The sequence below is a fragment of the Nocardia asiatica NBRC 100129 genome, assembly GCF_000308415.1.
GTDB lineage: Bacteria > Actinomycetota > Actinomycetes > Mycobacteriales > Mycobacteriaceae > Nocardia > Nocardia asiatica.
Map to the genome: position 1 here is coordinate 1 of NZ_BAFS01000416.1, position 13,768 is coordinate 13,768.

Below are 13,768 nucleotides of genomic sequence, written 5' to 3' on the forward strand. Positions count from 1 at the left end.
CGCGGGCAGGGCGGCCCCGGTGGTCATCGCCTACCCGTTCTCGTGCAAGAGCGGACGGTATCGACGATGGACGAGCCGGACGGGCGGAAACCGTTCTGCGGAGCCACGATCCAGTTCCGGTAACCCGCGTCGGCGTCGGCAGGCGACGGCAAGGCGATCTCGCCGCCGCTGGGCACGATCGAGACGTTCAGGCGGAACAGCTCGGCGAACAGCCGGACGTCGTCGGGTAAATCGGGGCGGGTCAGAAAGGTCCACCGTTTGGAGCGGACGTGGGAGACTATCGGACCCAACGCGATTCGGCGCTCGGTCAGATCTTCGCGAACCTTCTGGCCCAACGCGGCGGGCATCGTGATCGCGCCGACGAATCCGGCGCGGACGACTATTCGGCCGAGTTCCGGATGAACTCCGGCAGGCAGGTCGCAAGTGTGTCGATAGTAGGCGCATCGGGCGGTCGGGGTGTCCGCCAACGCCAGTTGGTCCATGGGGCCCTCGGGTAGCTTCGTTCGACTTTTTCCAAGCCGCCCGGCCGGTGCTGCGTCATCAGTGCTGTGATCCAGTACACCGTGCGGGCGTTGTCTCAGTAGAGCACTCCATGGAACGGATCAAACATTCCGTGCAATTAGTTCTCGAAAAATTCGTTCGCCCGCTGGTTACCGGTGGGTGCGGTAACGAGCGCGGTTCGCTGGACCGCTCTGCGTTCACTTCGGCAGACGTATTTCCTGGTCAAATGACCTATGCGAATGCGGAGGCGGGAACAGGGGGCATTTTGTTCACCACCGCCGCGGCGATGCGTGCTACCTTGCCGCAAATCGGGTCTGCGGCAAGGGCGTCCCGGCCGAGCCTCAGGGCGTCGTACGGAAGAACAGGACGCGGTCGCCGTGCTCGGACAACGGCGTGTCGACACTGATCTGGCGCAGGCCGCAGTCCGGCAGATAGGTCAGGTTGGCGAACACCTTCGTGTTGCCGAAGGCCGCGCGCAGTTTGGTCTCGGTCGCCCGGTCCGGGTTGTACAGCGCCAAGGTCTCGAAGTCCAGTGGCGCCAGGGGCTTGTCGAGCGGAGCCTGCCCGGCCGGGCGGCCGAGCGCGGCATACTGGGTGGCCGCGCCGTGCTCGTACCAGCACAGCTCGTAGGCCACGTTCTCGGTCACCGTGATGGCCGCGACCGGCCAGTCCTGGGACAGGCGCAGCGCGAGCGGGTGCTTCGCCACCGGCGTGAGCTCCCAGTTCAGGCTCATGACCGTCACCCAGCCGCCGAAAGGCTGATCGATCAGCACGATATCGTCGCCGAGGGTGGCGGAGGTGTTCAGTTCGGGCTCGCGCTTCTTCAACTTCGACTCGTTGCTGCCGAGGTAGCTCTCGCGGTCGAGCGGGTAGGCGTCGTCGACGGCGTAGGCCGCGATGATCGCGGCGCGCACCTGGGCGATGGCGTCGCGCGCAGGCAAGTAAACGCTCAGCGCTCCGAAGGTGGAGCCGATCTGTACAGGCGTCGCGGGCTGGTCCTGCTCGGTGCCGGGCGCGAGCGGTCGCAGGCCGACGAGGGCCAGCTTCCAGTTGATCTCCTCGACGGTCGACAGGTCGCCGGAGGATTTGAACATCACCTGCTGCTGGGTGAGCCGTCCCGCCTGTTCCAGCGTGCGGCAGCCCAGTTCGACCAACGCGCGATGCGACTTAGGAGTGAGGTCGAGGTCCTGGATGCCGCACGCGCGCAATCGGATCGACATGGTGGTCGAGGTGAACGCGGCGTACCGCTCCCGGTACATGGCGATGGCCTGTTTGCGCGAGCGGCCGATCATGAGCGTGCGCAGCAGCGTGCTCAGGCTGGCCAGGTATTTCCCGGACAGCTCCGGATTGGCCGCCGCCAGCCCGGCGCGGATGCGGGCCGCCGACTCGGTCGCGGCGACGGCGGCGTCCTGGTCCAGCCTGCCCAGCCACACGCCGCACTTGGAAAGACCGTCGGCGCACGGCCCCGCGACCTCGGGATGGTCCCGCGCGACCTGGCGGTAGACGTCGCAGGCGCGGCGGATCGTGGTGGTGGCTAGTTCACGGCGGCCGCTGTGCCGCGCGGCCTGCTCGAACGAGCGCAGCGCGTCGTTCAACTCCCCCGCCAAGCGGGCGGTCAGCACCTGGCCCCTGGACAGCAGGCGCAAGCGGATCGCCACCGCCTCCTCGGCGGGCGCCAGCGCCTCCCTGGTGCGGTCACGCGTCGAGCCGTTGGTCTTGGTGGCGATCAGCCCCTTGGCGAGTTCGCCGAGCGAGGTGGCCAAGCGCAGTTCGGCTTCGACCGTACGGTCGAGCGCCGCATACCGATCCGCCGCGATCTGACGCTCCATCGCGTCCAGATCCATCGCGCTCCTCGTTTCCAGCATGATCCTCCGCCACCGCGCGGCAACCGCGCAACGCAACCTTCTGCGCACCGAGTTTGTCATGGTTGCCGCCCGCGCGCACCTGTATCCGTCCAGGCTGACCGGGCGGTGCGGCGGGCGGCCACCCGACCGGCCGCCCGTGCTCGACCGGAAGGCATGATCAACGGTTGTGCGAGCCCTTTTGCAGCGCGTGAGTTCGGCGCAGGTCACCGTCGACGATCAGGTCGTCGGCCGGATCGATCCGGCGGCCCGCGGAGTCCCGCACGGCCTGGTCGCGCTGGTCGGCGTGACCCACTCCGACACCGCGGCAATCGCGCGGGCACTGGCCGACAAGGTGTGGCGGTTACGCATTCTGGACAGCGAGCGCTCGGCCGCGGATCTGAACGCGCCGATCCTCGTGGTCAGTCAATTCACCTTGTACGCGGACACACGGAAGGGCCGGCGCCCGTCTTGGTCCGCGGCCGCTCCCGGCGCGATCGCCGAACCCCTTGTCGAGGTCTTCGCGGACGCGTTGCGCGAACTCGGCGCAACCGTCGCCACCGGCCGGTTCGGCGCGCACATGCGGATCGACTCGGTGAACGACGGTCCGGTCACCGTCATGCTGGAGTTGTGAACCAGCGTATTGCCCCGAAAACCGGGGGCAACAAGGCGATTCGGTGATGGCGACCGTGCCTCACCTGGGACGGCGTCAGTCCGCACACCTCGAGGAATTTGCCGTTCACGTTGGCGTCACCGGTGATTAGTCATCCGGTGTTACCGTGGCTGGGAAGGACTCGAGGGTGGAGGAGCGGACGCGATGGCGGACAATGTCGAATTCGATGAGCATCTGTTCCGCAAGGCGGCCCAGAAGACGGGGCATGTCGAGGACAGGGTAAACGGCATCATCGACAGGTTGAGCACGTCGATCGCCGCGCGCGGAAACTGCTGGGGCAACGACACCATCGGCCGCAATTTCGCCAACGGCCCCGACGGCCAGGGCGGTTACACCACCACTCGGGACAACCTGATCCAGGGCGGACGCAACGTGGCGGGCACCTTCGGGAACTTCAGCGAAGGGCAGACCGAGACCGCCGACCTGCTGCACGACATGGAGCACGGCAACCGCGACGGTATCCGCTGAGGCCGGGGCACCGACCATGACGAACGAGCAAGCCAAGGCGGACCTGGCCGATATCCTCGACGGCGTCCAGGAACAGATGCGGATCATCGCGCGGTTGCAGCAGGAGCGCGCCGAACTCACCGGTCGCGCGACGGTGCGCGGTAAGCGGGTCACGGTGGTCGTGAACGCCGACAACACGGTCATCGATACCCAGTTCGGGTCGAACATCGAAGACCTGAGCTATGCCGAGATCGCCAAGGCCATCACCGAAGCCGCGCAGCAGGCCAGCGCCGACGTGGCGCGTAAGACCCGGGATCTGATGGCGCCCCTGGACACTCATCGAGCGCGGATGCCGAAGCTGTCGGACCTGGTCGAAGGCATGCCCGACCTGCGCGCACCCGAACCGGTGCCCGCGCCCACCGCGCCGCCGAACGCCCGGGAACGCAGGGAATTCTCCGACGGCAGCGGCATGCGCTTCACCGACACCGAGACCGTAGAACGCGATCGTGGTGGATCGGTCACCGATTCCAGCTGGTGACCTCGGTAGCCGAACCGGGCGAGCGGGGTAGCTGCCCATGGCCATCGAACTGCCTGCCGCGCTGAAGTACCTCGAGCCGATCGTCGGCATGGAGTGGCCCGAGGGCAACGAGGACCAGATGTGGGGCCTCGGCGGGGACTGGCGCACCGCCGCGTCCGAGTTGCGCGCGGTGATCCCCGATATCGAGGCGGCCAAGAGCGCCTCGATGACCGCCTATCCCTCGGGCGACGGCTACGCGGAGATGGTCAAGGCTTTCGACAGCTTCCTGACGTTCAGCGGCGGCAACCCGCAAGAGGACCAGACGCTGTCGAAGCTGGCCGACTATTTCAAAGAGGTCGGCGACGGCGCCTACGACGTCGGCACCGAGATCGAGTACGGCAAGCTGATGTACTGGTCTTCGCTGGCGTTGCTGGCGGCCGAGCTGGCGGCGTCGTTCTTCTCCGGTCCGTTCAAGCCCGCGGTGGACGCGGCGGCGATCGCGGCCACCCGGATCGCGGTCCGCATCATCGGACAGCGGTTGGTGCAGGCGGTGATCCAGCGGGTCGGGCGGATCGTCGCGAACCGGTTCGTGAACTTCGTGCTCCGGCACATGGCGATCGACACGATCCTCGGCACCATGCAGGAACTGGGCGTGCAGGCCTATCAGGTGGATCAGGGGCACCGCCAGAACATCAACGTCGAACAGGTCATCGTGACCGCCGTCAGCTCCGCGGCGGGAGGCGCCGCGGCCGGGCCGCTCGGTGAGCGGGTCGGCGATGCGCTGACCCGGAGGTTCGGTCCGGATTTCAATCCGTTCCTGCACGGCGCGATCACCGGCACGACGGCGGGATTGGCCGGGGCGGGTGCGGGTTTCGTGGCCGCGACCGCGACGCAGTTCGGCTTCGACGTGGCCACCGACGGGCTGGACAAGGCGCTGCAGAACCTGGGGAACACGCCGGTGGACTGGCGCATGTTCACCGCGGGCGCCTCCAACGGCGCGATGACCAGCGTCGCCAAGGTCGGTTCCGCGCAAATGTGGAACAAGATCATGCCGACCACGATGAGCCGTCCCGATCTGGGCACTCGCCTGGACAACCTCTTCGCCGACGTGGGCGGGCCGCGGGTGGGCTTCCGGCCCGATGGTGCGGGCACGCCCGGTGTGGGCGACGGCAGCGGGGTTGCTCCCGGCGCTGGGACGCAGAACCCCGCGGGGGCGTCGAACGGTGCGGGGGCTCCTCGCGCGGGAATGCCCGCCTCGGCCGGGAACGATACGAATACGTCGACCAGTCCCGCTAGTTCGGACACGTCGCGCTCCGGCGTCGCTGATGACACTAGTTCTGTTGACGGTGAACAGGTTTCGAGCGATGGCGCGCGGTCGGACGGGAACCAGGGCGTGCAGACCGACTCGGCGCAGGCGGCTGGTGAGCGTGCTCCGTCCGGAGAACAGTCCGCTTCCGGTGAGCAGTCCTCGTCGGGGGAGCGCTCGACGTCGGGGGAGCAGTCTTCGTCCGGTGAGCGTGCGTCGTCCGCTGAGCAGCCCGCTTCCGGTGAGCGCTCCACCTCCGACACCGGCGCGGGACTCGCCGACGAAGGAAGGAACGACCAGCAGAGCCGCTCCGACCGGTCGGAGGAACCGAACATCTCTGCGGGACAGCAGGACAGCGCGGTAGCGGGCGATTCGGCGGGCACCCAGCGCGGCACCGTCGACGGCGTGCAGAACCCGGAGACCCGGTCGGCGTCGGACGCGCCGCCGACCGGAGCGACTCCGGTCGCGGGCGCCCCGCTGACCGGCCCGGCGGCGACACCGCCCGCCGGGCCGACCACCACGAGTGCGCCACCGTCCAGCGGGGTGGCGCCGGGTGCGACGTCCACGTCGGCCGCTACGCCCGCCTCGAGCGACGCGCGGACCGCGTCGTCCGCGGATTCGCGCCCCCAAACTGCCACGCCGGACGGCGACGCGGCTCGCAAGACGCCCGTCGACAGGGCACGGGCCGGTGTCGCCGATCGCGCCGCCGCGACCGGGGACAAGCCCGCCGTACAGGCGGGCAAGGCCGACTCGGAAGCGCCGCGTGCTTCATCCAGGCGCGAAACCGGAGAGACCCGGCAGATCGGTGATAGTCGGCCGACCGGTGAGATGCGGCAGACGGGTGAGGCCCGGCCGACTGGTGAGGCCCGGCCGACGAGTGAGATTCGGCCGACTGGTGAAGCTCGGCCGACTGGTGAGGCGCGGCCCACAGGTGAGACTCGGCCGACCGGTGAAGCTCGGCCGACCGGTGAGACCCGGCTGACCGGTGAGATTCGCCCGGCTGGCGCGGACCGTTCCGAGGGTGAGGCATCGCGGTCGCCCGACACACCGGAATCCGGCGACGGCCGACGCGACGAACCGGTTCTGCTGCCGCTCGCGGGGGACTCCGGTGAGTCCGGGCAGGCGCGCCGACCAGGTCCCGACTCCGCTGCCTCGAACCGCAGGGATACCGACCAGAACTCGCGCAACGACGCGGAACCCGATGACGCACAACAGGAACCGCGAAACCGTGGGGAATGCGCCCGGCTCTCGCTCGAGGAGATCCAGCAGGCCACCGGGAGCGACACCATCCGGCCGCCGGCCGAACCGGTCGGTGCGCGCGGCATGTCGCTGCGCGACATCCAGCAGGCCGCGGGCGGCCGCCTGTGGGATTACCCGGACGGTGGACCGGACGAGTCCCGTCATCAGGGCGTCGCCGACGGATTGCTGCGCATGGCGGCGGGGATGGATCCGCGCGACGTCGCCGAAGGCCGCGGACCGCGCGCTCTCGTGGTGGACGAGTACGCCGGCCCGGTGGACGAACACGGAGTCGGCGCCCACGCCTACACGCTGACCGTGCGGATGAACCCGGACACCGCCGAATTCCGCATCGAGGTGTCCGATCCGGGTGCCGAGATCCGCAGGGGATTTCCGCCGGACGTACCCGCGGACCTGCGCGCGGTGTCGGCGATCCTGTTCGACGGTCAGGGCAACGTGGTGCCGCACAGCGGATCCGACCCGCGGGTGCGGCCGACCGACGACCGCCCGATCTACACCCGCGACGGCGAGATCGCCGGTCGGCGCGGTGACGAGACGCCGAAGCGGTTCCGGGCGCGGATGCGGGCCGAGATGGCCGACCTGCACTCCCGCAGGGAAGCCGAGCAGGCGCGTCGCCTGCGCGACCTCGCCGACCGCATCGATGATTCGGACCTGCCCGAAGGAGTGACGAAACGGTCGCTGCGGCTGCGGGCCTCGCAAGCGGAATGGCAGGCTCGCGAGCACCGAAAGAACGCCGACACCTGGTGGCGGGTCGCGGGTGGACGGCCCGCGGACGATGTTGCGCCACCGCCGCGTTCGCCGTCGGACCCGGCGCCGGATCCGGTGCGGACGCGCGACGACTCCCAACCGCCGGACCCGGCGCGGATTCCGCCGGGCGACCGCGATCCGAGTGTTCAGGACGGGTCGCGGCGGCCATTGGATCCGGCGACGCGGCCGCGCGACACCGACGACGTGCCGGAGGCGGGCGACCGGAGGGTGGCGCCGCAGGACCGCGACGGTTCGGAGGGCGAGGGCGCGGCGCGGCCCGCGGACGACCGGACGCTCGATGAGTCGCCGGACTTCCTCGGTGAATCCGACGAGGTCGAGCACCAGTTGGAGGGCGGAGCAGGTGACGACGTTCCGGTCGGCATGTATCGCGACCCCGACGGACTACTGCACCGGCTGGGTGACCGCCCCGACTCCTACCGTGATCCGGAGGGCACGTGGCACCACCGCGACGACGACCCGGGCACCTACCGCGACGACACCTTCCGGTTGCGCGACGAGCTGAACAACGAATTCCTCCAGGACCATCTGACGAAGCGGCCCTACCGATTCTTGGCCGACCCTGGGCCCGAGCAGCCGTACACGGTGGTCGATCGGGTGATCGCCGACCGGATCACCAAGACGGTCGCCGAACGGGCGACGTTGCAGGCCCAGCGCGACAAGGCCAATGCCGCCGTCAAACGGCATATGGCGGAATTCGGGATCGACAAGATCAGCGATCTCGCCGAGGAGAAGCTCAAACCGCGGGTGCAGAAGCTGGAGACCGCGATCCTGGAGTCGTCGCTGAGCGATGCGGAGAAGTTGGCCAAACTGGAACGCCTCGCGGAGATGCACAGCAACGCGAAGGAGTTCAACCGGCTGGGTCCGTTGCTGGTGAACGCCTCGAAGACGCTCGGCGAACTCGGCGGAAGGGCGTTCGGGCTCGACGCGGACCAGCGGCCGGGCGCGGTGCTGCTGGCGCCGTTCGAGGGCGCGATCGACGGCGCCGACACCGTCGACATCGCGGTGCTGGTACCCGGTGCGGACGGCGAGCCGCCGAAGCTGGTGGTGATCGAGGCCAAGGGTGTCGGCTCGCAGCTCGGTGGCTCGAAAGTGGCCGAGGCGCAGCAGGGTTCGCCGGAGTATCTGCGTCGCACGGCCGCGATCGATAAGAACCTGCGGCGGATTCTCACCGAGACGCCCGAGCAGATGCGAGCGCGCGCCGTCGACCCGGACAGCGCCGCGGGACGGGCGCTGCGGCGGGCACGCGAACAACTGCTCGCGGCGCATCGGGACGGCACTTTGCAGGTCGAATACCACCTGGTGCATGTATCCAAGGACGGGGACGTCACCGCGAGCGAGTTCAAGCTCGAACGCGATGGGGTGCTCGTGCGGATCGATGTCATCGGCGGCATCGAATCGCCCGCGCTGGTGCGGACGCCGAGTCGGACGCCGCCCGCCGCTCCGGGTGAGGAGACTGCGCCGGGGCGTGCGGCTGCTGACCCGGGAAGTGAGGTCGCGCCGGAGCGTGCGCCCACTGCTCCGGGGGGTGAGACTGCGCCGGGTCGTGCGGCCGCGGACCCGGGACCTGAGGCCGACGCCCTTACCGGCGAGGAGGCCGCCTCGACACGCGACGCCAGCGAATCGCTGAGCGACGCCGACGAATCGATACGCGACACCGACAGATCGGCGCTCGACGCGGATGATTCGGCTCCAGAAGCCGACGAATCGGCGCTTCGGGCGGACGAATCAGCCCTGGACGCGGACGAATCGGCGCTTCGCGCGGGCGAAATCGTCTTGGAAGCAGACGAGTTGGCGCTCGACGCGGACGAATCGGCACGCGAGCCCGGCGAATCGGCCCTTCCTCCGCAGGATGGTGACGGCGAGGCGGCGGCCGTTCGGGACGCGGAACTGCTCGGCGTGCCGGGCCGGGACGACTGGTCGCGGATGAGTCCGGAAGAGGTCGGCGCGCGGCTACAAGAGCACCTGCGCGCGGAGATGCGCAATCCCGACTTCGAGGTGTTCGGGTTCGACCTGCCCGGCCTCAACCCCGAGGTGGTGCGCGAATACGCCAGGGCGATGGTCGATCTGTTCGACCGGTTCCCCACCGTCGATCTGCGCAGCGTCGGGATCGGTGGGTTGCCACCCAAGGTGATCGGCATGGCTCAGCCGCGGCTGGACGCGTCCGGCCGCATGTTCACCGAGTCGATCGTCCTCAGCTACGACCATGCGACCGGCGCGCAGACCTTCCGTGACCGGATGCGGCTCGGTGTCGACAACGGCCGCTTCTCCGAGGAGGTGCTGCGCCGCCCGGTGCGGGCCGTCGTGGCGCACGAGTACGGGCACGCGCTGGACTACGCGAGTCAGCAGAGCGCGCGCCATCGCGCCGAGGAATACCTGTACGAGCGCTACCGGAACGACGAACAACGCTCTCCCGAACTGGGTTTCGAGGACTGGCTGCACCAGCTCAGCGGGCACAGCTTCGACCGCGATGGCAACCTGCGACCGGAGGAGGCGCTTCCCGAGGCGTTCGCCGAGCACGTGCTCCGTGGCGACGACGCCGCCCCCGCGAGCGCCCCCGCCCGTGCACTGCACGACCTGCTGACCAGGTTGGCCGCCGAGCCGCCGAACAACGGTGAAGCGCCGCTGTCGCTCGAGCCCGACCACGGCGATCTGCCGGGCGATGGACGCGCTGGTCCGCCGCGCGCCAGTCCCGAGCCGGACGGTGGTCCGGAACCGGGTGACCGGAAGATCGCGCCATCGAGCCGCGACGATTCGAACGACGAGTCGGCGAAACCCCCGCAGACCTCGGCTGCCGACGGCGGTTCGAAGAAGCCGCCCGCCGATCCGCCCGCCCGTACGCCGGACGACGGCGCGAACGACCGCGACGACGAGTCGGCGAACGAGCCGCACCAGGTACCGGTGTGGCCGCCGCCCGAGCAGGCCGGCGCCGACCGGGCGAACGGTGACGAGCCGTCGAACGCGGACGGCGCGCGGCAACCGGACGATGTCGCCGCTGCCACGGAGTGGGCGAACCGCGAGTACGACCGCATGCTGGCCGAACGCCACCGGCTCACCCGCGAGATGGAGTTCTGGCAGGCCAAGCGCGACGACCGGATAACCAGGCTGATGGACGTCCCCGATCCGGAACGAGCCCTCGGCACCCGCGCGGCGCTGGCCGACACGATGCGGCGGCTGGACGAGGCAGCCGCCCGCCGGACCGTCGACGTCGCCCCGCTGGGTGAGGACGCGGGCAGGCAGGTCAGCGAACCGCGCTCGGCCGCCGACCGCGCGCGGCGGTTGCGGGATCTGAACAAGCTGGAGGAGGCCGCCCAGCACGTCATCCAGTTGCGTGAGCGCATCGCGGTGCTCGACAGTCGACTGCGCGCACTGGTCCGCGACGGCGCCGTCGCGGACCGGCCGCTGCTCGCGGAAACCCTCGCCGAGCAGCATCGAGCGGCCGCCGAGCGCGCCCGCGAGTTGCTGCGGATCAAACCGCGGCGCGCCATGCGGGACGATCTGGCTCAGCGGCTCGGCTTGGTGGACGAGCAGGGCGTGGTCGACGAGGCCGCCCTGGGTCCGGATCGTTTGGCGGAGACGATCGACCGGCTCGGATCCGAGCATCCCGAGCGATCCGGCGAGGTCGGCATGCTCGAGCAGGTGGCCCGGGAGGTCGAGGAGGCGCACAACCGGATCGGCCGGATCCAGGATCGCATGGCGCAACTCGCGGGCGCCGGCCGCCGGGACATCGAGGCCGCCGGTGGCCGGATGGCGACCGACTGGGTGGGCGTGGTCGACGGCGAGTCGCCCAGGATCATCGTCTACGGTCCGCGCGAACCGTTGGCGCCCACGGCCGGCCGAGGCATGAGCGATCACGACCTGGCGCTGCAGCATGCCCTGCACAACTCCGAAGCCGTGGTGCGCGCGATGACGCGGCCGGACGTCACGGTGGAGTACCGCCGGGTCACCTCCAACCGCGTGGGCGACTGGACGATCGCTGAGCTGTCCGGGCCGCGGCTGCGGCGGGTGGGCGGCAGTTTCGGGGCGCGGGACCGGTCGGTGCCGCCGCGCGGCCTGGACATGACGATGTGGCGGGCCGCGAACGGCGAGTGGCAGCAGGTGGATCCGTCGCGGCCGGACTGGCGGCAGAACCGCCGCGGTGTGGCCGAGCACGACTTCAAGGATCGTGACCTGCCGGAAGGTGTCAGCAGCTGGGCCGTGGACCAGATCCAGGCGGCGGTGCACGACTGGCTCGCCGACCCGCCGTCGCCTGACCCCGGCATGCGTGATCCGAACAGCCCGCCGCCGCCGGAGCCGGTGAACCAGGATCTGCTGCCGCACATCGTGGGTGGCGCGTCACCGGTCAACCCGGGCAACGTCCCCACCTACGAGATGCCGTTCGCGGACGCGATCTCGCAGGTGATGCGGGCGATCATCGAGACGGCGAAGCTGTCGGGCTTCACCTGGTTCGCCGATCGGGACAACCCGGGCCGAATTCGCCCGGGTTTCAAAGGTCATCCCTGGTTCCGCGCGCCGAAGTCCGAGCATCAGCCGTTCGTTCGTCCGGTCGAGCCGGACGACGTCACCGACGACCGGGGCACCCCGGAGCAGTTGCGCGACCGGGCGCGGCAGCGGCGCGCGGACTGGGCGCGCGTCCAGCGCTGGACGGACGAGCAGTACCAGCGTTTCCTGGCCGACGCCGATGACGTGAACCGGATCGCCGAGCGGGTGCGCGAGCAGCACCGGCTCGAGCGCGACGCGGCCGCGCAGGAGGTCATCGATGTGCTCCGGCGCCGCGTGCTGCCGCACGCCGCGCTCGACCCGACCCGCGACCTGGACGCGCAGCTGGCCCGGCTCCGGGACGCCATCGATGTGGCGGACGCGGTGCTGGCGCGGCAGTTCGGTGGCGCGCTCGATACGGAGCAGCGGCGGCGCGTCCTCGGCGACGTCGCCGACATGATGGTCGACGGCGCGGACGCCGATGACCTGCGTGCCGCGCTGCACGACCACATGCACACGCGGACGCCGGATCTCGACGCGGACGACCTGCGGCAGATCAAGAAGCTGCTGATGGAGGACGAGCTGCTGATGCTCGATCCGGACATCGGCCAGCTGGAGTGGCGGCAATTGGATCGGCTGGCCCATGTCGCCGAGGCGTGGGCCCGGCTCGCCGACGGCGATCCCTTGCCCGAGGACTTCCGGCTCATCACCGACGCGCACGCGTGGTCGGAGCTGGCGCGCAGGTTCCGCGAGGAGAGCGACTACAACGTCACCTGGCACGAGATCTACGAGGCCGTGGCCCGGCTCGAGGGGCCGCACTGGGACGATCGGCGCCCGCCACTGTCGGATTGGCGCGCCGGCATCCCATACGCGCCGCCGCTGCCCGCCCATCTGGGCGACGGCACGCTGTCACCGGAAGCCTCGATCGCCCAGCGTCATCCGGAGACGGAGCCGGGACCGCAGGAGCCGGAAAGGCCTGTTTCCCGTCGTGTACCGGAGGCGGAGCCGGTGCGGGATCCGGTGCTGGAGGGGATGCTCGCGGAGCTCGAGGCGACGGTCGCGCGGATGCGTCGGATGGACGCGGAGTGGGCGGCCGCCGACGGTGCGCAGAGTTCGCCGGATGACTCCCCCGTGCGGCCGGATGCGAACACCGAGCCGGTGGCGCGGGATGCCGTGCTGGAGGGGATGCTGGCGAATCTGGAGGCGACGGTCGAGCGGATGCGTCGAATGGACGCGGAGGCGCGGGCTGCGCTGGAACCGGTGCCGGAGGCCGAGCCGGAAGGTTCTGGTTCGCGTGGTGTTCCGGAGGCGGATCCGGTGCTGGAGGGGATGCTCGCGAATCTGGAGGCGACCGTCGAGCGGATACGCCGGATGGACGCGGAGTGGGCGGCCGCTGACGGTGTGCCGAGTTCGCCGGATGAGTCCGGTGCGCGATCGGACGAGTCGGGCGGTCGGCCGGAGTCGCAGACGGAGCCGGTGGCGCGGGACGCCGTGTTGGAGGAGATGCTCGGCAATCTCGAGGCCACGGTCGCGCGGATGCGTCAGAGGGATGCGGATTGGGAAGCGGCCGATCTTGCGCCCGAGTCGCCGGACGAGTCCCGCACACAGCGGGATTCGGAGCCGGGGACGCGCGATGCGCAGTTGGAGGGGATGCTCGGGAATCTCGAGGCCACGGTCGAGCGGATGCGTCGGATGGACGCGGAGTGGGCGGCCGCCGAGGCCGCTCAGGGGCTGCGGGACCAGCCCGGGGAGGACGGGCCCGACACCGCGGGCGGGGTGCGCCCGAGCGGGCCGCCGTCCGATCCGCCGTCTACGCCGGGGCGTGCGGCGGACGAACCGAGCGCGCCGGATCAGGCGCGGCGTTCGGATGGTTCCTGGCGTCCCGATCCGGGCGGTCCGGTCGATGTGCGGCCCGACTTCCTCGGCGATCCCGACGACTCGCCGGGGCGCAACGGAGATGTCCTGTTCGAGGGCAATCTGCC

At 70.2% G+C, this 13,768-nt stretch carries 6 protein-coding genes; 4 read left to right on the forward strand and 2 right to left on the reverse strand.

Features of this window, described 5'->3' with window-relative positions:
- Positions 1 to 23: 23 nt before the first annotated feature.
- Together ON27_RS31190 and ON27_RS31195 are read right to left on the reverse strand one after the other, a co-directional pair.
- Complete coding sequence (locus tag ON27_RS31190; RefSeq protein WP_043735793.1) at positions 24 to 482, reverse strand: hypothetical protein; 459 nt, start codon at positions 480 to 482, stop codon at positions 24 to 26.
- Positions 483 to 842: 360 nt separating this feature from the next.
- Positions 843 to 2,366, reverse strand: a complete 1,524-nt coding sequence (locus ON27_RS31195) for a hypothetical protein (RefSeq protein ID WP_245560376.1) — start codon at positions 2,364 to 2,366, stop codon at positions 843 to 845.
- A 166-nt stretch (positions 2,367 to 2,532) separates the two neighbouring features.
- On the opposite strand from ON27_RS31195, the gene dtd reads away from it, so the two are divergent.
- From dtd to ON27_RS31215, 4 genes are all read left to right on the forward strand, one after another.
- Entirely contained in the window at positions 2,533 to 2,976 is a 444-nt protein-coding gene (gene dtd / locus ON27_RS31200; protein WP_043735797.1) for a D-aminoacyl-tRNA deacylase, read from the forward strand.
- Between the two features lie 183 nt (positions 2,977 to 3,159).
- A complete protein-coding gene (locus ON27_RS31205; RefSeq protein WP_043735800.1) occupies positions 3,160 to 3,483 on the forward strand; it encodes a hypothetical protein in 324 nt (107 codons plus the stop codon).
- A gap of 16 nt (positions 3,484 to 3,499) precedes the next feature.
- Complete coding sequence (locus ON27_RS31210; RefSeq protein ID WP_043735803.1) at positions 3,500 to 4,000, forward strand: YbaB/EbfC family nucleoid-associated protein; 501 nt, start codon at positions 3,500 to 3,502, stop codon at positions 3,998 to 4,000.
- Between the two features lie 37 nt (positions 4,001 to 4,037).
- On the forward strand, positions 4,038 to 13,768 hold a 9,731-nt coding region (locus tag ON27_RS31215), incomplete at its 3' end, for a WXG100-like domain-containing protein (RefSeq protein ID WP_043735805.1).

Coding starts and splice junctions, on each gene's coding strand:
- ON27_RS31190 (WP_043735793.1), bottom strand. CDS start 482: ATGGACCAACTGGCGTTGGCGGACACCCCGACCGCCCGATGCGCCTAC.
- ON27_RS31195 (WP_245560376.1), bottom strand. CDS start 2,366: ATGCTGGAAACGAGGAGCGCGATGGATCTGGACGCGATGGAGCGTCAG.
- ON27_RS31205 (WP_043735800.1), top strand. CDS start 3,160: ATGGCGGACAATGTCGAATTCGATGAGCATCTGTTCCGCAAGGCGGCC.
- ON27_RS31210 (WP_043735803.1), top strand. CDS start 3,500: ATGACGAACGAGCAAGCCAAGGCGGACCTGGCCGATATCCTCGACGGC.